20 protein-coding genes and 2 riboswitches are annotated in these 21,438 nt (G+C 70.2%); of the genes, 16 read left to right on the plus strand and 4 right to left on the minus strand.

What is annotated here, in order from left to right:
• Positions 1-28: 28 nt before the first annotated feature.
• The 3 genes from ACTWPT_RS25600 to ACTWPT_RS25610 form a co-directional block, all read right to left on the minus strand.
• On the minus strand, positions 29-1,912 hold the full coding sequence (locus tag ACTWPT_RS25600; protein WP_443179986.1) for a sialidase family protein: 1,884 nt from the start codon (positions 1,910-1,912) through the stop codon (positions 29-31).
• 152 nt (positions 1,913-2,064) lie between these two features.
• Positions 2,065-3,183, minus strand: coding sequence for a globin domain-containing protein (locus ACTWPT_RS25605; protein ID WP_443179987.1), 1,119 nt, complete (start codon positions 3,181-3,183; stop codon positions 2,065-2,067).
• A gap of 261 nt (positions 3,184-3,444) precedes the next feature.
• Positions 3,445-4,098 carry an RNA polymerase subunit sigma-70 gene (locus ACTWPT_RS25610; RefSeq protein ID WP_443179988.1) on the minus strand — a complete coding sequence of 218 codons (654 nt, stop codon included), beginning with the start codon at positions 4,096-4,098 and terminating at the stop codon, positions 3,445-3,447.
• A gap of 257 nt (positions 4,099-4,355) precedes the next feature.
• Here ACTWPT_RS25610 and ACTWPT_RS25615 point away from each other — a divergent pair, with 257 nt between their 5' ends.
• The 5 genes from ACTWPT_RS25615 (at position 4,356) to ACTWPT_RS25635 (ending at position 7,843) form a co-directional block, all read left to right on the plus strand.
• Positions 4,356-4,685: a hypothetical protein gene (locus ACTWPT_RS25615; protein ID WP_443179989.1), complete on the plus strand. Its 330-nt coding sequence runs from the start codon at positions 4,356-4,358 to the stop codon at positions 4,683-4,685.
• A gap of 116 nt (positions 4,686-4,801) precedes the next feature.
• The gene (locus ACTWPT_RS25620; RefSeq protein ID WP_443179990.1) at positions 4,802-5,488 is read left to right on the plus strand and encodes a gamma-glutamyl-gamma-aminobutyrate hydrolase family protein; all 687 of its coding nucleotides are present in this window, start codon (positions 4,802-4,804) and stop codon (positions 5,486-5,488) included.
• 9 nt (positions 5,489-5,497) lie between these two features.
• Positions 5,498-6,415: an alpha/beta hydrolase gene (locus ACTWPT_RS25625; RefSeq protein ID WP_443179991.1), complete on the plus strand. Its 918-nt coding sequence runs from the start codon at positions 5,498-5,500 to the stop codon at positions 6,413-6,415.
• Entirely contained in the window at positions 6,412-7,200 is a 789-nt protein-coding gene (locus ACTWPT_RS25630; protein WP_443179992.1) for an enoyl-CoA hydratase/isomerase family protein, read from the plus strand. Before ACTWPT_RS25625 ends, ACTWPT_RS25630 begins: the two co-directional genes overlap by 4 nt.
• Before the next feature lie 88 nt (positions 7,201-7,288).
• Positions 7,289-7,843, plus strand: coding sequence for a hemerythrin domain-containing protein (locus tag ACTWPT_RS25635; protein ID WP_443179993.1), 555 nt, complete (start codon positions 7,289-7,291; stop codon positions 7,841-7,843).
• Positions 7,844-7,943: 100 nt separating this feature from the next.
• Here ACTWPT_RS25635 and ACTWPT_RS25640 read toward each other — a convergent pair whose 3' ends face one another.
• Positions 7,944-8,534: a class I SAM-dependent methyltransferase gene (locus ACTWPT_RS25640; protein ID WP_443179994.1), complete on the minus strand. Its 591-nt coding sequence runs from the start codon at positions 8,532-8,534 to the stop codon at positions 7,944-7,946.
• A 128-nt stretch (positions 8,535-8,662) separates the two neighbouring features.
• Between ACTWPT_RS25640 and ACTWPT_RS25645 the strand changes: the two genes are divergently transcribed.
• From ACTWPT_RS25645 to gcvP, 11 genes are all read left to right on the plus strand, one after another.
• Entirely contained in the window at positions 8,663-10,264 is a 1,602-nt protein-coding gene (locus ACTWPT_RS25645; RefSeq protein ID WP_443179995.1) for a sensor histidine kinase, read from the plus strand.
• Positions 10,261-10,935 carry a response regulator gene (locus ACTWPT_RS25650; protein ID WP_443179996.1) on the plus strand — a complete coding sequence of 225 codons (675 nt, stop codon included), beginning with the start codon at positions 10,261-10,263 and terminating at the stop codon, positions 10,933-10,935. Before ACTWPT_RS25645 ends, ACTWPT_RS25650 begins: the two co-directional genes overlap by 4 nt.
• A gap of 108 nt (positions 10,936-11,043) precedes the next feature.
• On the plus strand, positions 11,044-11,679 hold the full coding sequence (locus ACTWPT_RS25655; RefSeq protein WP_443179997.1) for a phosphoribosylanthranilate isomerase: 636 nt from the start codon (positions 11,044-11,046) through the stop codon (positions 11,677-11,679).
• Complete coding sequence (locus ACTWPT_RS25660; protein ID WP_443179998.1) at positions 11,679-11,945, plus strand: hypothetical protein; 267 nt, start codon at positions 11,679-11,681, stop codon at positions 11,943-11,945. Before ACTWPT_RS25655 ends, ACTWPT_RS25660 begins: the two co-directional genes overlap by 1 nt.
• A 166-nt stretch (positions 11,946-12,111) precedes the next feature.
• The gene (locus ACTWPT_RS25665; RefSeq protein WP_443179999.1) at positions 12,112-12,693 is read left to right on the plus strand and encodes a CDP-alcohol phosphatidyltransferase family protein; all 582 of its coding nucleotides are present in this window, start codon (positions 12,112-12,114) and stop codon (positions 12,691-12,693) included.
• A gap of 4 nt (positions 12,694-12,697) precedes the next feature.
• Positions 12,698-15,202 (plus strand): sugar phosphate nucleotidyltransferase, encoded by a 2,505-nt coding sequence (locus ACTWPT_RS25670; RefSeq protein WP_443180000.1) that lies wholly within the window; start codon positions 12,698-12,700, stop codon positions 15,200-15,202.
• 286 nt (positions 15,203-15,488) lie between these two features.
• Positions 15,489-16,001, plus strand: a complete 513-nt coding sequence (locus ACTWPT_RS25675) for an FHA domain-containing protein (protein ID WP_443180001.1) — start codon at positions 15,489-15,491, stop codon at positions 15,999-16,001.
• Positions 16,002-16,192: 191 nt separating this feature from the next.
• Positions 16,193-16,846 carry a transcriptional regulator FtsR gene (ftsR, locus tag ACTWPT_RS25680; RefSeq protein WP_443180002.1) on the plus strand — a complete coding sequence of 218 codons (654 nt, stop codon included), beginning with the start codon at positions 16,193-16,195 and terminating at the stop codon, positions 16,844-16,846.
• 120 nt (positions 16,847-16,966) lie between these two features.
• A complete protein-coding gene (locus ACTWPT_RS25685; RefSeq protein WP_020539830.1) occupies positions 16,967-17,437 on the plus strand; it encodes a bifunctional nuclease family protein in 471 nt (156 codons plus the stop codon).
• 147 nt (positions 17,438-17,584) lie between these two features.
• Positions 17,585-18,205, plus strand: a complete 621-nt coding sequence (locus ACTWPT_RS25690; protein WP_443180003.1) for a MerR family transcriptional regulator — start codon at positions 17,585-17,587, stop codon at positions 18,203-18,205.
• A gap of 48 nt (positions 18,206-18,253) precedes the next feature.
• Positions 18,254-18,352: riboswitch (glycine riboswitch) on the plus strand.
• A riboswitch (glycine riboswitch) is annotated at positions 18,353-18,466 on the plus strand.
• A gap of 56 nt (positions 18,467-18,522) precedes the next feature.
• Entirely contained in the window at positions 18,523-21,348 is a 2,826-nt protein-coding gene (gene gcvP, locus ACTWPT_RS25695; RefSeq protein ID WP_443180004.1) for an aminomethyl-transferring glycine dehydrogenase, read from the plus strand.
• The last annotated feature ends 90 nt before the right edge of the window (positions 21,349-21,438 follow it).

Here is a 21,438-nt window from a genome sequence, read left to right on the forward strand (position 1 = left end):
CGTCCAACCCCGGCTGTCAACCTCCTGATCAGAAGACGGGCCTGCGAGCCGTGAAGATCTCCTGCTCGTTGGCCGGGTCGGCCTGCGGCATCGGCACCGTGCACGTCTTGGGCGGCGCGCCCGGCTCTCCTGTGCCTGGGCACAGGAACAGCGCGGGTTCGCGGGTGTCCACCCAGACCGGGTAGGCGCTGGTCGCGGTGGCCGCCACCTGGATGTAGTCACCGAAGAACAACCCGCCGAACTGGGTGGGCGGCGGCATGCTCGACGAGGTCACGCGCTGGGTCGCGTAGCCGGAGCCGGTGCGCGTGGACAGCGAGATGTCGGAGAAGCCGGTGACGGCGGCGTCGCCGTACTGGCGGTCGTAGTACGTGACCACGTACTTGCCGGTCGGGCTGTAGTCGGAGCCGTGGAAGAACTGGTCGGTGGTGCGCTGCCCGGGCCGGTCGGTGGCGGTGGGCAGGGTGCGCACGTCGGCCGAGGTACCGGCGAAGGCGGCGCCGCCGTTCGTGGATTCGGAGATCACGATGTCGTTGTTGCAGGCGGCCTTGACCCCGGTGTAGAGCGGGTTGCCCAGCGGCCCGGTGAAGCCGGCCGGCGTGCAGCCGCCTGACTCGCGCGAGTTGCGGCTGATGAACGATCCGTACGACACCGTCACCTGTGCCGGGTTCTTCGGGTTGACGTTGACGTAGGGATAGTTGGCGGCCCGGAAGATCGAGTTGAACGTGGCACCCTTCTCCGGCACACACGAGCGGCCGGGGTCCTGGCCGTTCTGGTACGTGGCGCAGTCGGGCAGGTCGAAGAAGTCGCCGACCTTCACCGGGGCGGAGAAGGTGGCGCCGCCGTCGGTGGACTTGGCCAGCAACACCTGCAGGTGGTTGTCGCCCGGGCCGGTCGGGGTGGTGTTGTAGTTGGCCCACACCACGTAGAGCGCGCCGTCGGGGCCGACCGTGGGATGCGAGAACTGGTTGACGTTGCACCTGCCCTGCGGCGTGGGGATGCCGAAGGTGCTGGAGCAGAGCGCGGAGTCGCCGCTGACCAGGACGGGGTCGCTGAACGACTCGCCGTAGTCCGCTGAGTGGGCGCCGAAGATGTACGCCGTCCCGTCGGCGTCGAACGTCGTCCACGTGACGTACACGCGGTCCCTGAACGGGCTGGAGACGTAGTGGTCGACGGCCATGAGCTGTTTGTCCAGCAGGACGTTCCCGGCTCCGGCGGTGTCGGCGTGCTCGGCGACGGGCCGTCCGGCGAAGTTGAAGGAGGCGCCGGCCGTGCCCGTGGAGCGGAAGACGTACATGGCGCTGGACTGGTCGGGGTTGGGGCTCACGGTGTCGCCCCGGTTGAAGGCCAGGCACGACAGGTAGACGTTGCCGCGGCTGTCCCAGTCCATCGACGGGTCGCCGCCGCCCTGCCAGTACTGGCGGGGCACGCCGCCGAACGCCGTGCCCCTGGTGAAGCCGTTCGGCACGGTGGAGTCGGCCCAGCTCGCGCCGGCGTCGCCCGAGTACGACACGCCGCAGGTGCCGTCACCGCGCCGGTAGTCGTTGTAGCCGGCCACGATCTGCTTGGGGTTGTTCGGGTTGGCCGCGACCCACGTCTCGTTCTGGGCCTGCGAGCGTCCGTGCAGGTCGGCGTCGGTGATGTTGGCGCAGTTGACGTTGACCTTGACGTTGTCGCCCCGACGGTCGCCGCAGTCCGGTGTGGCCGCGGGTCTGAAGCCGGTCAGGCCGCGCCGGGCGGCGCCGGACCGCTCGGCCAGGGCGTCCACGAGGGCGCCCGAGGCCAGCCGTTGCTGCCAGGGCTTGAGATCTTGGTAGCCGAACCCCTCGGCGGTGGCCTGAGGGCCCGATAAGGAGGTCGCGGCGAGCACGAGAGTGCCCGCGACGGCCAGGGTGAGGGCATGCCGGATGCGCATCCTGCCTCCAAGAGACGGTCGGGACCGATGTCGGGTTCTCCCCGATCGGCCGCTCCACCCTTGGGGGAAGGACCCGAGAACTGGACGGTAAGCCCATATGGCTCCAGCGCCAACCCCTCGGGGTTGACCTCATGTGGACATTTCGGTAAGGGTCAGCGTTCGCCCTGGATGATGTCCCGGTGAATGCGTGACAGCGGCACGCCGTCGATCTGCAGGCGGCGGACGGTCTCGTTGACCATGCCGGGCGGGCCGCACACGTAGACGTCGTGCTCGGCCCAGGAGTGGAAGCGCTGCGTCACCTCGGGCAGGCGGCCGCGCATCCCGTCGTACGACTGCTGGTCGGAGACCACCGGCAGCACCCGCAGCCAGGGGAACGACGACTCCATCGCGATCAGGTCGGGCAGGTCGTAGAGCTCGTCGGCGGTGCGGGCGCCGTACAGCAGGTGGATGTTGGGCCGGCGGCCGGAGGCGATGATGGACTCGATGATCGCCTTCAGCGGTGCCAGGCCGGTGCCGCCCGCCACGCACAGCACGTCGCGCATGCTCTGCTCGCGCGGCGTCATCGTGCCCATCGGCGGCCCCACCATGATCGTGTCGCCGATGCGGGTGTGCCTGATGAGCGTCGTGGACACCCAGCCGCCCGGGATCGAGCGCACGTGCAGCCTGATCGTGTTGTCCGTGCGCGGCGCGTTCGCGATGGAGAACGTCCGCCACACGCGCGGCCAGCGCGCGGTCTGCACGTTGACGTACTGGCCCGGCTGGTACGGCAGCCGCTGCGTGGGCCGCAGCGTGATGACCGCGATGTCGCGATGGCGCAGCTCGTGGTCGATCACCTCGGCCAGCCACCACGCGGGGGAGACCCCCGAATCGCCGTCGGCGGATTCGATCATCAGATTGGCCGCGGCCGTGTAGGCCGCGACCCAGGCGGCCTCGATCTCCTGGTCCCAGATGTCGGCGGCGAAGCGGCGGATGGTGGCGAGCAGGGCGTTGCCGACCGCCGTGTAGTGCTCGGCGATCACGCCGTACTTGCGATGGTCCCTGCCCAGCTGGCCCAGGAACGCGGCCAGGCTGTCCGGGCTGTCCAGGCTCCACACGATCCGGGTCAGCGCACTGAACAGGCGGTCGCGCTGGACGTCCATGGCGGGCGGGAACATGGCGCGAAGGTGCGGGTTCTCTGCGAACAAGCGGCCATAGAAGTAGGCCGTGGCCCGCTCGGCCTGCGGCTCGACGACGGAGAAACTCTCCTTCACCAGGCGCGGATTCAACGACATAAATTGCAACCCCCACTATTCGACCGGAAACATATTCCGGTCTTTCGTTCCACCTCCCTGACGGCTCCGGGTCGTGAGCGTGCGGCGGCCCCGGCACATCCGGCGCGCTCGAAAGTGAGTCTTACACCGCCCATGACGCGCCACAACCGTTTCCCCCCAATACGGTGCGAAGCAGAACTTTGCGTAGCGGGCTCGTGATTCTCCGCGCATGGCGTTAATGTCTTTTTAGATGGTCAATGTGAATAAAAGTCATATTCGCAGTTAGTCGTTCAGCTCGGCGGGGAGGCCGAAACAGCGGAACACGCCCGGGTCCAGGAATCCGGCGATCTCCGTGATGCGCCCGTCACGCAGGCTCAGGACGTTGACCGCCCCGAGCCGATAGCCGCCCTCGTGCCGCTGGTAGCAGGCGAAGGCGAGCTGCGCATTGGCCCGGATCGGCACCAGCCGCCAGCCGGTGGCGAACAGGCGCCGGCGCAGGAAGCGCTCCACGGCGTCCCTGCCGTCGAACCAGGCGGGCAGCGGCGGCATGGTGAACCTGGCGTCCCGGGTCAGCAGCTCCAGCAGGGCGGGCACGTCCGCCCGCTCCCACGCCGCGACGAAGGCGTCCACCAGCTCGCGGCGGCCCTCGTCGCCGAGCGCGGTCAGCTCCTCCTGCTGCGTCGCCGGCGGCACTCGTTCCTCGATCGCCTTCCTGGCGCGCTGCAGCGCGCTGTGGACCGAGGCGGGCGTGGTGTCCAGGATGCGGGCCGTCTCGGCGGCGGAGAACTCCAGCACCTCGCGCAGGATCAGCACCGCCCGCTGCGTGGCGGGCAGGTGCTGCAGCGCCGCCACGAACGCCAGCTCCACGCTCTCGCGCCGGGTGTAGTGGTCGGCCGGGTCGTCGGGCCACGGCTCCAGCCACACCTGGCCCGGCACGAACTCGCCCAGGTGCTCCGGATCGTCCAGCGGTCCTGCAGCGCGTCCTCGGCGTCCTGAACCGAGCCGAGCATCCGGTAGCAGTGGGCGTACAGTTCGCGCCGGTAGGCCCCGGCCAGCCGCTCGAACGCCTCGGCATCGCCGTCGCGTGCCGCGGCGATGGTCTCTGGATCGATCATGCCGCCGGAGTATGTCACCTGCGGCGGACAGGATCCCGAAACATTCCGGAAACCTCCTGGCGGGCGTACGATCCGGCCATGGCAGTCCTCCACCCCAGGCGGGTGGCCTGGGAAGGCGCTCGGATCTTCGTCTTAGCCGCCAACACGGACGCCTACTGGTGGCTCAGCGACACGGTCGGGCACTACCTCGGGCTCATGTACCAGCTGCAGCTGTGCGAGACGCGGCTGCGCCTGCAGGCGGCGGACGACGTGCTCTACGCCGAGGCCGGGGCGTGGCGGGCCCGCTTGGACGAGCTGCTCGACACCCACCCGGACACCGCCTCGATCCTCACCCAGCTGACCGCCGAGACGTCCTCCCGTCTCGGGATGAAAAGGCACGAGTCCGGTGGCGGGGGAGGCAAGTGGTAGGAGGGGATCTTTGGGAGAGGTGACATATCGGAAAGGCTGTGCGCCATGATTGGGACAAGTGGCCGTCACCGCAGACGGGCTGGCGGCACGAACTCCACCCTGCTCCGGGAGATCGCATGGCCCGACCGCTGATCGGAATCACCGCCTACTTCGAAGCCGCCCGCTGGGGCGACTGGGTGCGGGAGGCCGTACTGGCCCCGCCCTCCTACGCCAAGGCGGTCGTGCGGGCAGGGGGCGCGCCCGTGGTGCTGCCGCCGCTCGGCCCGCACGCCATCGAGGACTACGTACGCGGGCTCAACGGGGTGGTGCTGGCCGGCGGTGTCGAGGTGGCGGCCGCCGCCTACAACGACGAGCAGGACGAGCGCGTCCCGGAGCCGCAGGTGCACCGCGACCGCTTCGAGCTGGCCCTGGCCAGGGCGGCCGTGCGCGCCGACGTCCCGATCCTGGCCATCGCCAGGGGCATGCACGTGCTCAACGTCGCGCAGGGTGGCACGCTGATTCCGTGGCTGCCCGAGATGCTCGACCACGACCGGCACGGCGAGCAGGGCGCCACGCACACGATCCAGGTCAGCGTCTCCAGCAAGCTCGGCAAGGCCGTCGGCGACCACGTCGAGGTCGTCGCGCCGCACCACCAGTCCGTTCGGCGGCTCGGCAGCGGCCTGCTGGCCGTGGCCTGGGCGGAGGACCAGATCGTCGAGGGCATCGAGCTGCAGGGCCACCGGTTCGGCGTGGGCGTGCAGTGGCACCCGGAGCGGGGCGCGGACAACCGGCTCTTCGATGCGTTCATCGAGGCGGCCCGCTAGGCTGCGATCATGCCGCTGCACCCCCAGGCGCGGGACTACCTCGCCTCCATCGGGCCGGACGAGGACACCGACTTCGACTCGATCACGCCGGCCGAGATCCAACAGACGCGTGCGCAGCCCGACAGCGTCGCGCTCCACCGCGGCCCGCTCACCAAGCTGCCCTTCGTCCGCGACGAGGTGGCCGAAGGCGTGCCCATCCGGATCTACCGCGCCGACCCGGGCGACGGGCCGCTGCCGGTGGTGGTCTACTTCCACGGCGGAGGCTGGGTCTTCGGCAGCGTCAAGCGGTCCGACGCGTTCGGGCGCTACCTGGCCGTCCACAGCGGGGCGGTGGTGGTGTCGGCCGACTACCGGCTCGCGCCGGAGCATCCGTTCCCCGCCGCCGCCGACGACGCGTTCACTGTGGTGCGCGATATCTTCGCCCGCCCCGCCTTCTACCAGAGCAATGGCAGCGTGGCGGTCGTCGGCGAGAGCTCGGGTGGCAACCTGGCGGCCGTCGCGGCCTGGCAGGCCCGTGACGCCGGGCTGCGGCTGGCGCACCAAGCCCTCGTCTGCCCGGTGCTGGACGCCGCCATGGACACGCCCAGCTACGCCGAATACGCGAAGGGATACGTCCTGCCGGCCGCAGAAATGGCGTGGTTCGCGCGGCAATACGCGGACGGGGTGGATTCCGCCGACCCGCGGCTGTCCCCGCTGCGGCTGCCCGACCTCTCGGGCTTGCCGCCCGCGACCGTGGTGACGGCCGAATACGACGTGCTGCGCGACGAGGGCGAGGCCTACGCCCAGCGGCTGGCCCAGGCCGGCGTGCCGGCCGAGAGCCGCAGATACGACGGTGCGCTGCACGGTTTCTTCGGCCTGCCCGGCCTGTTCGACCAGGCGGCCGAGGCCCGTGACTACGTGGCGCGACGGCTCAGGGAATCGTGGTGACCTACGAGGCGTACACCAAGCTCAAGATCGACATCCCGGCCGGCGGCGTGCTGCGGATCACGATCAGCGAGCCGGGCAGGCTCAACGCCGTCGACATGACCGCGCACCGCGAGCTGGCCGAGATCTGGCGCGATGCCGGCCGCGACGAGAGCGTGCGGGCGATCGTGGTCAGGGGAGAGGGCCAGGCGTTCTCCGCCGGCGGCGACCTGTCCATGATCGAGGAGATGACCCGCGACCACGCCACCAAACTGCGCGTGTTCGCCGAGGCCCGCGACATCGTCTACAACGTGCTCAACTGCGCCAAGCCGGTCGTCTCCGCCATCCAGGGTCCCGCCGTGGGCGCCGGGCTCGCGGTTGCGCTGCTGGCCGACATCTCGGTCGCCGGCCGCACCGCGCGCATCATCGACGGGCACACCAGGCTCGGCGTCGCGGCCGGCGACCACGCCGCGATCGTCTGGCCGCTGCTGTGCGGCCTGGCCAAGGCCAAATATCACCTGCTGCTGTGCGAGCCGGTCACGGGGGAGGAAGCCGAGCGGATGGGCCTGGTGAGCCTGTGCGTGGACGACGACCAGGTGCACGACAAGGCCATGGAGATCGCCGTCCGGCTCGCCGCCGGCGCCCAGGAGGCGATCAGGCTGACCAAATACTCGCTCAACAACTGGCTCCGGCTGGCCGGGCCCACGTTCGACGCCTCGCTGGCCATGGAGTTCCTCGGCTTCAGCGGCCCGGACGTGGCCGAGGGCGTGCGCGCGCTGCGGGAGAAGCGGCCCCCGTCGTTCGGCTGAGGCGGGCGTGTGCTGCGGGAGAAGGGGCCCCCGCTGTGCGGCTGAGCGCGGGCGTGTGCTTCCCCCGGCCTCGGGTAGGCGCAGGCTTATGAAGGACAACGATGTGGTCGACCTGCTGCTACGCCAGCACGAGGAGATCAAGGGCCTGTTCGACGAGGTCGAGAACGCCGCCCCGCAGGACAAAGCCGAGGCCTTCCAGAGTCTGGTGCGGCTGCTGGCCGTCCATGAGACAGCGGAGGAGGAGATCGTCCACCCATACGCGCGCCGCAAGATCGACCACGGCGGCGAGGTGGTGGATGAACGGCTGGCCGAAGAGAACGCCGCCAAGGACATGCTCACGCAGATGGAGAAGGACGGCGTCGACCATCCTAAGTTCGCCACCAACCTCGCCACGTTGCGCAAGGCCGTCGTCGAGCACGCCGAACACGAGGAACGCGAGGAGTTCCCCAGGTTCAGGCAGGCTACCGGCGACAAGGAGCGTCAGGCGATGGCCGTCGGGGTGAAGGCAGCGGAGGCCATGGCGCCCACGCACCCGCATCCCGGGGTCGAGACGGCGACCAAGAACCTGCTCGTCGGCCCGCCCGTCGCGATCATGGATCGGGCCCGGGACGTGATCCGCAAGGCGATGGGCAAGAAAGGCTGAACCGCGAGCAGGGCCGAGCACCCGGGGCTGTGAGGTAGTTGAGCAGGAGCTCCTCCGCCACGGGTGCCACCTTTTCCCCTCACGTCCCGTCAGGTCCTAGTCAGATTCTGGGCCGGCGCGCGTGGAACACGAACGCCGGGGGAGTGTTGCGCCACACCGTGCTGCTCCGCACGACCTCCTCGAAACGCTCGGCCAGCAGATCGCGGAATCGGCGCGCTGAATTCAGCGGGATGGCGTGAATGTAGGAGAACGTTGTGAACGCCGCTCCCTGGCACATCGCGCTCGTCACCGCGCCCAGCAGTTCGCGCTGCACTCCTTCAGGGAAGGCCGCCCACGGCAGGCCGCTCACCACCACGTCCGCCTGCCGCAACCCCCGTTGCCGCAGGAGCTCGCCCAGGTGCGCCGCGTCCGCGTGCGCCACGTCCACGGTGGGGAAACGCTCCGCGAGGAGCCGCGCCAACGGCCCGTTGACCTCCACGGCCAGGTGGTGGCCCCGCCCGGCGAGCCGCTGCTGGATCTCCGTGGTGAATGACCCCGTGCCCGGGCCCAGCTCCACCACGGTCGGCTCGCCACGCTCGGGGATCGGCGTGCACACCGCGGCGGCCAGCCGCCGGGAACTCGGCGCCAGCGCGCCGATCATGGCAGGAGAGCGGAGGAACTGACCGAGAAAGAGAGCAGTGCCGTTAGACATAGGACAAAACTAGGGCCAAGATCTGACTAAGTGCTCCCCCTTGAGGACGGTCCATGCGGCCAGAAGGAGGAGGCGGGATCCTCCGCCGGGGGGATTGGCCGTTCGTCGCGGCCGGATACCGTGAGCGCATGCGTTGGCGCGGTGTGCCGCTGGATGTCCTGCTGGCCGTTTCGGGTGTGGCTCTGGACCTGTTGACCACGGCCCATGCGGGCGACACGAAATATCTGCCCGCCGAGATGAACATCCCGATGGCGCTCCTGGCGGGCCTGCCCATGGGGCTGGTCCGGCGCTGGCCGGTACCGGTCACCCTCTACCTGGCCGTCCTGCTCGTCGTCACCGACCAGCTGGAATCGTTCACCTCGAACACGGCGCAGATCCTCGTCTGCGTCGCGCTCGGCGTGGCCGGGTTCCAGTCCGGCTGGCGGGCCACCGCCGTGGCCGTGGCCGCCACGATCGGCGCGACCGCGGTCAACATCGCCGACCCCGGCATCGCGCTCACGGCCAACGCGTGGATGTACTCGGTCCTACTGCCGGTCTTCCCCGCCGTGCTCGGCGCGTACCTGCGCAGCTCGGCCGGGCGGCTGGAGGAGCGCGACGTCACCCCGGACGCGCTCCTGGCGGCCGGCGGGGTGGCGATCACAGTGCTCAGCACCTGGACCTCCTGGCATTCGGGCACGCAGCCCGTCTGGGTCGTCGGGCTGCTGGCCGTGGTGGGCGGACTGTCGCTGGGCATCGCCAGGCGCTTTCCCGGGCTGGTCTTCCTGTTGCAGGGCGTGCTGTTGCTGTCCGCCGACACCTACCTGAACGACGCCGTCAACACCTGCGTGATCCTCACCCTCATCGCGATCGGCGTGTTCGCCATGCGCGTGGCCTCCTGGCCGTGGACGGTGGCCGCGTACTTCGCCGGCTGCCTGCTGACCGCGATCGCCGTCGTCGCGGACGACACCGACGTCACCCCGTTCCGCGTCGGCGTGCTCATGACGCTGGTCGCCACGCCCATCGCGATCGGCCGCTACCTCGGCGTGCGGCAGTCCGCCGCGGCCGCCGAGCGGCTGCGCGCCGAGGAGGCCGCCCGGGCGGCGGTCGCGCAGGTGCGGGCCGACCAGCTGGCCGAACGCGAGCGCATCGCCCGCGACGTGCACGACATCGTCGCCCACCACGTCGGCGCCATGGTGCTGCGGGCCAGCGCCGCCCGCTACACCGCCCCCGACGGCCCCGTCGCCGACGCGCTCAACGACATCCGCGAGACCGGCCATCAAGTGCTGCAAGACCTGCGGGACCTGCTCGACCTGCTGCGCGCGGGAGCCCGGCCGGAAAACGAGCCCCACCTGCTGGCCAACCCCGCCGACGTGGTGCGCGAGTCTGCCGAGCGCATGGCCGCCGCCGGGCTCGTGGTAGACCTGGATCTCGACCCGGCCACCGATCAGGCGCCGCTCATCGCCCGCACCTCCGCGGCCCGCATCGTCCAGGAAGGACTCACCAACGTGCTCAAACACGCCGGCCCCGGCACTCAGGTCCGCGTCACCGTGGTCCCCGCCGGGGAGGGGCTGTCGGTGGAGATCCGCAACGGCCGGCCGCCCACTAGCATCGAACGCCTGCCCTCCTCCGGCCGCGGGCTGGCCGGCATGCGCGAGCGCGTTCGTGCTCTCGGCGGCACCCTCACCGCCGGCCCCGACGGCGAGGGCGGCTGGCTGCTGGCCGCCAGCCTGCCCGCGAGGAGCGCCGCATGATCCGCGTGCTGGTGGCCGACGACCAGGCGCTCGTCCGCGCGGGCGTGCGCATGCTGCTGCAGGCCGCGGGCGACATGGAGGTCGTGGGCGAGGCCGAGGACGGCGCAGAGGCGGTCCGCCTGGCCGAACGCCACCTGCCCGACGTGATCCTCATGGACCTGCGCATGCCCAGGGTCGACGGCCTGAAGGCGATCAAGCGGGTCCTGGCCGCCCGCCCGGCGACCAGGATCGTGGTGCTGACCACGTTCGCCGAGGACGGCAACGTCTACGCCGCCTTGCGAGCCGGGGCGGTCGGCTTCCTGGTCAAGGACGACGAGCCGGAGCGCATGGTGGAGGCCGTGCGCCGGGCGGCGGCCGGCGAGCAGCTGCTCGCGCCGTCGGTGCTGAGCAGGGTCGTCGAACGTTTCCTGGCGGCCGAGGAGCAGGCCGCCCCGCCGCCGCCCCCCGGGCTGACCGAACGCGAGGTGGAGGTGCTGGCTCTGGTCGGCACCGGACTGTCCAACGCGGAGATCGCCGAGGAGTTGCACGTCGGCGTCACCACGGTCAAGACCCACATCGCCGCCGCGATGGAGAAGCTGGGACTGCGCAACCGCATCCAGGCCGCGGTCGTGGCCCACCGCACCGGCCTCGTGGACGCGTCCTTCCGCCCGGTACGCCGCGGCCCCGGCTGACGCCTCGCCGGCGTCGCACGCTGCAGGTCACCTGCCTCGGCCTGACCGCCGCGGTGCTGATCTGGGCATGGTCACCGGCAGCCACGCGTCCCCGCTAAGGTTTCAGGTGTGCCCCAAGATGCGCCGCGAAATGTGTACGTCAAGATCTGCGGGTTGACCGAGCCCGAGCACGTGGCCGCCGCCGTCGAGGCAGGCGCCGACGCCGTCGGGTTCCTCATGACCCGCAGTCCCCGGCAGATCGCGCCCGAGCGGGCGGCCGAGCTGGCCGCGCTGGTCCCCGGCCATGTCCTGACCGTCGGCGTGTTCCGCGGCGAGGACCCCGGCACGGTCCGGGCGGCGGCGCTGACCTCGGGCGTGCGGGCCGTCCAGCTCCACGGCAGGCATCCGCACGGCGACTTCACCGCGCTCAAGGACCTCGGAGCCGTTCTGCTCAGGGCCGTCGACGCCGAGGCCGACCTGCGGTGCGGCGCCTACGACGAGGACCTGCTCCTCGTCGACGCCCCGCACGCGGGCTCCGGCCTGCCGTGGGACTGGGCCGCGATCCGCGGCCGCCCGTCGGGCAAGTGGCTGCTGGCCGGCGGCCTCACCCCGGCGAACGTGACGGAGGCGATCGCCGCCGCCGACCCGTGGGGGGTCGACGTGTCCAGCGGCGTGGAGTCCTCGCCCGGCGTGAAGGACCCGGCCCTCATCAAGGCGTTCCTGCAGACGGTGCGTGGCGCCGGCGCAGGAAGCCGATCGGCGTGATGGACGAGCTCGCTCAGGCCGCCGCGCTGGAGCGACAGGGCGCGGCGGCCGACTTGGCCCGCGCTGTCGGCTTCATGCGCGCCTTCGCCCGCCGCAAGGCGCCGCGGGAGGTCCCGGTGCTCGACGGCTTCGCGGTGCTCGACGTGTCGGTCGACGACGACCGTCTGGGCACGGCGCTGGCGGAGACCCGCCTGCGCGGCGCCGACGTGGTGGCCTTCCGCGGCGTACGCGCCCCGGACGGCCAGATCGCCGCCAGGGCGAGCTGATCTTCCTGGTGGCCGACGGGTCCGACTGGCCGAAGGAGTTCTACGCCCGGCTCGGCTTCGAGGAGCTGGGCCGCGTCCACGTGTTCCGGCGCGCCTGACCGGTCCCCTGGCAGTCCACCGCAGGCGGGGCCGCTGCGGTGGAGTTCCACGCAGTAGGGTCTGCCTCGTGAGCGAAACTTCCGCCGAGGACCGGATCTGGACGGTTCCCAACCTGCTGAGCTTTCTGCGCCTCCTTGGCGTGCCCGTGTTCCTCTGGCTGGTTCTCGGGCCCAAGGCGGACGGGTGGGCCATCGGGGTCCTCGCGGTTGCCGGGTTCACCGACTGGCTCGACGGAAAGATCGCTCGCGCGTTCAACCAGACCAGCAAGCTCGGCCGGATCATCGACCCGGCCGCTGATAAGCTCTACGTGTTCGCCACGATCTTGGCGCTGCTCCTGCGCGACGTCATCCCGTGGTGGCTGGTCGCGGTGATCCTGGCGCGGGAACTCTTCGTCGCGAGTTGCTTCCCCGTACTCCGCAAATACGGCTACAGGGCACTTCAGGTGCATTTCCTGGGCAAGGCCGCCATGTTCAACCTCATGTATGCCTTCCCTCTCCTCTTCCTTGCATCCCACACTGGGTGGTATGCCGATATAGCCCGAATTGCCGGGTGGGCGTTCGCGCTCTGGGGAACAGGCCTCTACTGGTGGGCAGGAGTGCTGTATGTGGTACAGGTGCGCCAGCTCGTAACCTCGGCCAAAAAGGAGTGATCGGGTGAAGGCGGTCGTCATGGCAGGCGGGGAGGGCACTCGGCTGCGTCCCATGACCGCCAACCAGCCCAAGCCCTTGCTGCCCGTGGTCAACCGCCCGATCATGGAACACGTGCTGCGCCTGCTCAAGCGGCACGGCGTCACCGAGACGGTGGTCACGCTCCATTTCCTGGCGGCGCTGGTGCGCAACTATTTCGGCGACGGCGACGAGCTCGGCATGAGCCTCCAGTACGCCACCGAGGACCTGCCCCTCGGCACCGCGGGCAGCGTCAAGAACGCCGCCGACCGCCTGCGTGACGATCGTTTCCTAGTGATCTCCGGCGACGCCCTGACGGATATCGATTTAACGGAAATGGTCCGATTTCACCGGGAAAATTCGGCGTTAGTGACAATCGGTCTAAAACGCGTGCCGAACCCGCTCGAGTTCGGCATCATCATCGTCGACGAGCAAGGCCGCGTGCAGCGCTTCCTCGAGAAACCCACCTGGGGGCAGGTCTTCTCCGACACCGTCAACACCGGCGTCTACGTCATGGAGCCGGAGATCCTCGACGCTGTGGCGGCCGGCGAACCCGTCGACTGGTCATCCGACGTCTTCCCCGCCCTGCTCGAGCGCGGCGCCGCCATCTACGGGTACGTGGCCGACGGCTACTGGGAGGACGTCGGCACCCACGAGAGCTATCTCAAGGCCCAGGCCGACGCCCTGTCCGGCAAGGTCGCCCTGGACATCGGCGGCTTCGAGCTCTCACCCGGCGTCTGGGTCGCCGAGTCGGCCGCGGTCGACCCCGACGCCGTGCTCAAGGGCCCGCTGCTCATCGGCGACTACGCCAAGGTCGAGGCGGGCGCCGAACTACGCGAGTACACCGTGCTCGGCAACAACGTGGTCGTCCGCGAGGGCGCGTTCCTGCACCGCGCGATCGTCCATGACAACGTCTACCTCGGCCCCGGCGCGCACCTGCGCGGCTGCGTGATCGGCAAGAGCACCGACGTGATGGCCGGCGCCCGCATCGAGGAGAACGCCGTCGTCGGTGACGAATGCGTCATCGAGGCCGAGGCGTACGTCTCCAGCGGCGTCAAGGTCTACCCGTTCAAGACCATCGAGGCGGGCGCGGTCGTCAACACCAGCGTCATCTGGGAGTCACGCGGCCAGCGCAACCTGTTCGGCCCCAGGGGCGTCAGCGGCCTGGTCAACGTCGAGATCACCGCCGAGCTGTGCGTGCGCCTGGCCAGCGCGTACGCCACCACCCTGAACAAGGGCGAGCATGTCGTCACCTCCCGCGACTGCTCGCTGGCCGCCAGGGCGCTCAAGCGGGCCGTCAACGCCGCGCTCACCGCCAGCGCCATCAACGTGCTGGACCTGGAGGCGGCCCCGCTGCCGGTGGCGCGCTTCCACACCGGGCGCGAGTCGGCCGCCGGCGGCATCTCGCTGCGTACCACGCCCGGCGACCCGCAGAGCGTCGACATCGTCATCATGGACGGCCGCGGCGCCGACCTGCCCCCGGCCGCGCAGCGCAAGCTGGAGCGGGTCTTCTCCCGTCAGGAGTTCCGCCGCGCCTTCCCCGGCGAGATCGCCGAGCTCACCTACCCGGCCAGGGCGGTCGAGGACTACACCCGCGAGCTGCTGCGCCACGTCGGCATGGACGGCGTCAGGGACATGAAGGTCGTCGTCGACTGCGCCGGCGGCACCTCGTCGCTAGTGCTGCCCTCGCTGCTCGGCCGGCTCGGGGTGGAGGTGCTGACCGTCAACGCCCGCCTCGACGACGTCTCGCCCACCGAGACGCTCGCCGAGCGCCGCCGCGACCTACAGCGCCTGTCGGAGCTGGTCAGCTCCTCCCGTGCGGCGTTCGGCGTGCGGTTCGACCCCGTCGGCGAGCGCATCGCCCTGGTGGACGAGATGGGCCAGCTCATCAACGACGAACGCGCGCTGCTCGTCGTGCTCGACCTCGTCGCCGCCGAGCGCCGGGGCGGCCAGGTGGCGCTGCCGGTCACCACGACCAGGGTCGCCGAGCAGGTCTGCCGCTTCCACGGCGTGGAGGTGCAGTGGACCTCCACCGCGCTGGACGCCCTCACCTCGGCCGCCGCAGGACCCGACATGATCTTCGCGGCGGACGGGCGTGGCGGGTTCGTCGTGCCCGAGTTCAGCCCGGCCATCGACGGGCTGGCCGCGTTCATGCGCCTGCTGGGGCTGGTGGCCCGCACCCGCCTGTCGCTCAGCCAGATCGACGCCAGGATCCCCGAGATCAAGCTGCTCAAGCGGGCCGTGCCGACGCCCTGGGCGGCCAAGGGCGCCGTCATGCGCTCGGTGATCGAGGCGGCCGAGGCCGAGGCCGAAGGCCACGTCATCGACACCACCGACGGGGTGCGCGTGACCCACGACGACGGGAGGTGGGTGCTGATCCTGCCCGCCGCCACCGAGCCCCTCACCGACCTGTGGGCCGAGGCCTCCGACATGGACGGCGCCCAGACCCTGCTCGAACGCTGGGCGCGCATCGTGGAGCAGGCCTCCACCTGAGCGCCGCCCGTCATCTAGGGCCGGTCACCGAGCGTGATGTGAAAGAGTTCACCGCCGATGCGCGCGGACGGCGCCGCAAGATCGTAATGTTGAAACGCGCGGCGGCATGGACCACGGGGCGGAAGCGGCGGTAACTTTGTCTGCGTCCAAACCACCGTCCAGCGCCCCGAGTTGACCTTTGCCGCTGATCAGCGTATGTTGCGGCATTCGCAAACTTGAAAAAGCGAAGCGAGGCGCGCCCCGAGCACCGTCGCCGCGTCTTCGCGGTAGGAGGCCGAGCCGATCGATGCCGAGCGTCTACTGCACGCAGTGCGGGCACGCCAACCCCGAGGATGCCCGTTTCTGTTCCCGTTGTGGGTCACCGCTGACCAGACCCGAGGTCTCCGGGGACACCACGTCGACGATCTCTGTCGCGGGAATCGAGGCATACGAGGCTGAGACAGGCGACATGCTCCTGGCCGAGAGGGCGCTCGTCGAGCAGCTGCCACCAGGCGCGGCGTTGCTCACGGTGACCAGGGGCCCCAACCAGGGCAGTCGTTTCCGGCTCGACAAGGACCTCACCACGACCGGGCGCCATCCGGAGAGCGACATCTTCCTCGACGACATCACGGTCTCCCGCCGCCACGTCGAGTTCTACCGGCATCGCGGCGGCCAGTTCTCCGTCCGCGACGTCGGCAGCCTCAACGGCACCTACGTCAACAGGGAGCGGATCGAGGAGGTGCCGCTGCATTCCGGCGACGAGGTGCAGATCGGCAAGTTCCGCCTGGTCTTCCTCATGCGGGGCAACGCGGGGGCATGAGCGAGCGTAGCGAGCGACCAATGGACACAGCTCCCTGCGGACTCATGAGGCCGGAGGACTCATGAGCGAGCGTAGCGAGCGACCAATGGACACAGCTCCGTCCGGACTCATGAGGCCGGAGGACTCATGAGCGAGCGTAGCGAGCGACCAATGGACACAGCTCCGTCCGGACTCATGAGGCCGGAGGCCTCATGAGTCCGCAGGCGGCACGCTCGCATATGAGCATCGGGGAGGTGCTCGCGCTCCTGCAGGGCGAGTTCCCCGATGTCACGATCTCCAAGATCAGGTTCTTGGAGGGCGAAGGGCTGATCGAGCCCGAGCGCAGCCCCTCCGGCTACCGCAAGTTCACGCACCTGCACGTCGAGCAGCTGCGTTTCATCCTCACCGAGCAGCGCGACCACTACCTGCCGCTGCGGGTGATCAAGGACAGGATGGCCGAGAGCTTCGGCCGTCCCCGCGCGGTGCAGCAGACGCAGGAGATCAAGCTCAGCCGTGCCGAGCTGCTCGAGTCCGCGGGGATCGACGAGGAGACGCTCACCGAGCTGGAGGACTACGGCCTGCTCGCCCCCGTGGCCAGGCGCTACGACGAGGAGGCGCTGAAGGTGGCGCGCACCGTCGGCGCCCTGGCCCGCTTCGGCCTGCACGCCCGGCACCTGCGCGCGGTCAAGGCGGCGGCCGAGCGCGAGTGCGGCCTGGTCGAGCAGGCCGTGGCGCCGGTGCTGAAACGGCGCGCCCCCGGGGCCATCGGCGAGGCTGAGGAGACCGCCAGGGAGCTGTCGTCCCTCCTGCTCGATTTGCACGCATCACTGGTGCGCACGGGCGTACGGTCGGTCCTGGGGCGTTGAGAGCTAGGCGAGCAGGGAGCCGACGGCACATTCCAGGCTCGCCGGGTGTTACGTTGAATTGAAGTACCCAGTCGAGCGAAGAGCTGTGCCGGGTGACCGGTCAGGAATACGGAGCAGCCCGTGTTGCAGATGGAGGTCGTGGGCGTAAGAGTTGAAATGCCCACAAATCAGCCGATCGTCTTGCTCAAGGAGGCACACGGGGAGCGGTTCCTTCCTATATGGATTGGCATGACCGAGGCGACCGCCATCGCCCTGGCCCAGGCAGAGGAGCCCCCGCCGCGGCCGCTCACCCACGACCTCTTTCGCGATGTGCTGAGCGCCCTGGGCGTCGGCTTGCGGGCGGTCAACATCGTCGCCCTGCGTGACGGCATCTTCTTCGCCGACCTGGTGTTCTCCAATGGCGTGGAGGTGAGCGCGCGGCCGTCGGACTCGATCGCGCTCGCGTTGCGCACCGGAGCACGCATCTTCGCCAGCGAGGAGGTGGTCCAGGAGGCCGGCGTGGTCATCCCTGACGACCAAGAGGACGAGGTGGAGAAGTTCAGGGAGTTCCTTGACACGATCACTCCCGAAGACTTCGGCAGAGCGGGGTAGGTATTTCGGTGCATTTACGCTTCACGACGCGCCGAGCCGGATCGTTGACTGAGCATGGTCACGGTCCTACGGTGCAAGTGAAACCCGTGGCCGCCCTTCATGAACCCCCAGATCAGGCCACGGGATGAGAGAAAGCCGGAGGTCCGCGTGGCGGTCAGCAGCGGCGAGGGAAAGACGGCCGGCCAGGAAGATCCGGTGCGGCGTGAGAACGCGCGGCAGCGTGCCGGGGAGCAGGGTCTGCTCTTCGACGAGCAGCCGTCGGCGTTGCCGGGCGACATCGGATACCGCGGGCCCACGGCCTGCGCGGCGGCCGGCATCACCTACAGGCAGCTCGACTACTGGGCGCGCACGGGCCTGGTAGAGCCCACGATCAGGGCCGCGCAAGGCTCGGGCTCCCAGCGCCTCTATAGCTTCCGCGACATCCTGGTGCTCAAAGTCGTCAAGCGGCTCCTCGACACCGGGGTGTCGCTGCAGCAGATCCGTACGGCGGTGCAGCATCTGCGCGATCGCGGGGTCGCCGACCTCGCCCAGATCACGCTCATGAGCGACGGCGTCAGCGTCTACGAGTGCACCTCGGCCGATGAGGTGATCGATCTGCTCCAGGGCGGCCAGGGCGTGTTCGGCATCGCTCTCGGCCGGGTGTGGCGCGAGGTCGAGGGATCCCTCGCGGAGCTGCCGGGGGAAAGAGCGGCGGTCGAGGACACCGTCCCGGCCGACCACCCCGCTGACGAGCTCGCCCGGCGCCGCCGCGCCCGACGGATAGGGTGAAATGCCCTTGTAACACACAGGGGTTGTAATCTAGGACAGCAAGGCTGACGACCCCGTGCGGGAGAGTCCCTGGGACCCTGGGTCCCTGGGCGCCGAAGGAGCAACCCTCCCCGGAATCTCTCAGGCACCCCGTACCGCTCGGGCGAGGCAACTCTGGAAAGCAGGCGCGCCCGCCAGGCGTGCCTCACCGACGGTGCAAGCCCCTTTCGCGGGGGTGAAGCTCTCAGGTCGCGGCGACGTCGCGCTGACAGAGTGGGGAGATCCGGCACTCGCCCGCGCCCTGGCGCCGGTCTCCATAGCCTCAGGAGGCACTGTCCATGACCGACCTGTCAGCTCCGCCGTTCTCGTCCAGGCACATCGGCCCGTCGGAGGCCGAGCAGCAGCGGATGCTCGAGGCCGTCGGCTTCGAGTCCGTGTCCGACCTGGTGGCCGTGGCCGTCCCCGAGGCCATCAGGGCCAAGGACCGGCTCAAGCTGCCCGCCGCCGCGAGCGAGACCGAGGCGATCGCCGAGCTGCGTGTCCTCGCCGGCCGCAACCGGGTGCTGACCTCGATGATCGGCCTGGGCTACCACGACACGATCACGCCCGCCGTCATCCGCCGCAACCTGCTGGAGAACCCGGGCTGGTACACCGCGTACACGCCGTACCAGCCGGAGATCTCGCAGGGCCGCCTCGAGGCGCTGCTGAACTTCCAGACGGTCGTCTCCGACCTCACCGGCCTGCCGGTGGCCGGCGCCTCCCTCCTCGACGAGGCCACGGCCGCGGCCGAGGCCATGACGCTGGCCCGGCGTGCCGGCAAGTCCAAGAGCAGCGTGTTCTTGGTCGACGCCGACGCGCTGCCGCAGACCAAGCGGGTGCTGGCCACTCGCGCCGAGCCGCTCGGCATCACGCTCGTGGAGCACGCGCTCGACGGCGAGCTGCCCGAGTGCTTCGGCGTGCTCGTCCAGTACCCCGGGGCCTCTGGACGGCTGCGTGACTTCCGCGCCGTGGCCGCGGGCGCGCACGAGGCGGGCGCGCTCGTCGTGGCCGCCGCCGACCTGCTGGCCCTCACGCTCGTGGCCGCGCCGGGCGAGCTGGGCGCGGACATCGCGGTCGGCTCCTCGCAGCGCTTCGGGGTGCCGTTCGGGTTCGGCGGGCCGCACGCCGCCTACATGTCGGTACGCGAGGGGCTGCAGCGGCAGATGCCCGGCCGCCTGGTCGGCGTGTCCGTGGACGCCGACGGCGACCCCGCCTACCGGCTGGCCTTGCAGACCCGTGAGCAGCACATCCGCCGCGAGAAGGCCACCAGCAACATCTGCACCGCGCAGGTGCTGCTCGCCGTCATCGCCGGCATGTACGCCGTCTACCACGGCCCCGACGGCCTGCGCCGCATCGCGCACCGGGTGCACCGGCACGCCGTCGCCCTCGCCGACGGGCTGCGGGGGGCGGGCCTGGAGGTCGTGCACCGCGAGTTCTTCGACACCGTCCTGGTCCGCGTGCCCGGCCGGGCCGCCGAGGTCGTCGCCGCGGCCGCCGAGCGGGGCGTCAACCTCTGGCAGGCCGACGCCGACCACGTCTCGGTCGCCTGCGACGAGAAGACCGGCGCCGCCGAGGTGGCCACGGTGTGGGCGGCGTTCGGCGTGGACGGCTCCGACGTGGCGCTGGACGGCGACGCGCTGCCCGCCGCACTGCTGCGCGAGTCGGCGTACCTGACCCACCCGGTCTTCCACAGTCACCACTCCGAGACGGCGATGCTGCGTTACCTGCGCAAGCTGCAGGACAAGGACATCGCGCTGGACCGCTCGATGATCCCGCTCGGCTCCTGCACGATGAAGCTGAACGCCAGCACCGAGATGGAGCCGATCACCTGGCCCGAGTTCGCCGCGATGCACCCGTACGCGCCGCCGGCCCAGGCCGAGGGTTACGTGGAGCTGATCGGCACGCTGGAGCGCTGGCTGGCCGAGATCACCGGCTACGACGCGGTGTCGATCCAGCCGAACGCCGGCTCGCAGGGCGAGTTCGCCGGGCTGCTGGCCATCCGCGCCTATCACCACGCGAACGGCGAGACCGGGCGCGACGTGTGCCTCATCCCGTCCTCCGCGCACGGCACCAACGCGGCCAGCGCCGTCATGGCCGGCATGCGGGTGGTGGTGGTGGCCTGCGACACCGACGGCAACGTGGACCTGGCCGACCTCGACACCAAGATCGCCAAGCATCGTGACACGCTGGCCGCGATCATGGTGACGTACCCGTCGACGCACGGCGTGTACGAGGAGAGCATCACCGAGGTGTGCGCCAAGATGCACGAGGCCGGCGGGCAGGTCTACGTCGACGGCGCCAACCTCAACGCGCTGGTCGGGCTGGCCAAGCCGGGCGAGTTCGGGGCCGACGTGTCCCATCTCAACCTGCACAAGACGTTCTGCATCCCGCACGGCGGCGGCGGCCCCGGCGTCGGCCCGGTGGCGGTGCGCGGCCACCTGGCGTCCTACCTGCCCGGCCACCCGCTGCACAACGACACGCCCGTCGGGCCCGTCTCTGCGGCCCCGTACGGGTCGGCGGGGATCCTGCCGATCTCGTGGGCGTACATCAGGATGATGGGCTCGGACGGCCTCACCGCTGCGACCGAGCAGGCCATCCTGTCGGCGAACTACCTCGCCCGGCGCCTGGCCCCCCACTACCCGGTGCTGTACACCGGGCGGGGCGGGCTGGTGGCCCACGAGTGCATCGTCGACCTGCGGCAGATCACCAAGGAGACCGGCGTCACCGTGGACGACGTGGCCAAGAGGCTCATCGACTACGGCTTCCACGCGCCCACCATGTCGTTCCCGGTGGCCGGGACGCTGATGATCGAGCCGACCGAGAGCGAGGACCTCGGCGAGCTCGACCGGTTCGCGGACGCGATGATCGCCATCCGGGGGGAGATCTCCAAGGTGGCGTCCGGAGACTACGACAAGACCGACAACCCGCTGCGCAACGCGCCGCACACGGCCGAGTCCGTCGTCGCCGACGAGTGGGCGCACCCTTACTCGCGGTCCGAGGCCGCCTACCCGGTGCCGTCGCTGCGGGACGGCAAGTACTGGGTGCCGGTGCGGCGCATCGACCAGGCGTACGGTGACCGCAACCTGGTGTGCTCGTGCCCGCCGCTGGAGGCCTACGAGGACTGAGCCGTACGGCCGGCCGGCCCTGAATCGAGGGCCGGCCAATCCTTCGCCGTCAACTGAGCAGACATGATCGCCAGAAGTCGTTAGGCTCGG

It is taken from the genome of Nonomuraea sp. 3N208, assembly GCF_052245935.1.
Taxonomy (GTDB): domain Bacteria; phylum Actinomycetota; class Actinomycetes; order Streptosporangiales; family Streptosporangiaceae; genus Nonomuraea.

Excerpts from the sequence above, each read along its gene's own strand:
- ACTWPT_RS25650 (WP_443179996.1), top strand. The coding sequence starts at position 10,261 with ATGATCCGCGTGCTGGTGGCCGACGACCAGGCGCTCGTCCGCGCGGGC.
- ACTWPT_RS25675 (WP_443180001.1), top strand. The coding sequence starts at position 15,489 with ATGCCGAGCGTCTACTGCACGCAGTGCGGGCACGCCAACCCCGAGGAT.
- ACTWPT_RS25640 (WP_443179994.1), bottom strand. The coding sequence starts at position 8,534 with ATGTCTAACGGCACTGCTCTCTTTCTCGGTCAGTTCCTCCGCTCTCCT.
- ACTWPT_RS25635 (WP_443179993.1), top strand. The coding sequence starts at position 7,289 with ATGAAGGACAACGATGTGGTCGACCTGCTGCTACGCCAGCACGAGGAG.
- ACTWPT_RS25600 (WP_443179986.1), bottom strand. The coding sequence starts at position 1,912 with ATGCGCATCCGGCATGCCCTCACCCTGGCCGTCGCGGGCACTCTCGTG.
- ftsR (WP_443180002.1), top strand. The coding sequence starts at position 16,193 with ATGAGTCCGCAGGCGGCACGCTCGCATATGAGCATCGGGGAGGTGCTC.
- ACTWPT_RS25660 (WP_443179998.1), top strand. The coding sequence starts at position 11,679 with ATGGACGAGCTCGCTCAGGCCGCCGCGCTGGAGCGACAGGGCGCGGCG.
- gcvP (WP_443180004.1), top strand. The coding sequence starts at position 18,523 with ATGACCGACCTGTCAGCTCCGCCGTTCTCGTCCAGGCACATCGGCCCG.
- ACTWPT_RS25615 (WP_443179989.1), top strand. The coding sequence starts at position 4,356 with ATGGCAGTCCTCCACCCCAGGCGGGTGGCCTGGGAAGGCGCTCGGATC.
- ACTWPT_RS25625 (WP_443179991.1), top strand. The coding sequence starts at position 5,498 with ATGCCGCTGCACCCCCAGGCGCGGGACTACCTCGCCTCCATCGGGCCG.
- ACTWPT_RS25645 (WP_443179995.1), top strand. The coding sequence starts at position 8,663 with ATGCGTTGGCGCGGTGTGCCGCTGGATGTCCTGCTGGCCGTTTCGGGT.
- ACTWPT_RS25605 (WP_443179987.1), bottom strand. The coding sequence starts at position 3,183 with ATGTCGTTGAATCCGCGCCTGGTGAAGGAGAGTTTCTCCGTCGTCGAG.
- ACTWPT_RS25620 (WP_443179990.1), top strand. The coding sequence starts at position 4,802 with ATGGCCCGACCGCTGATCGGAATCACCGCCTACTTCGAAGCCGCCCGC.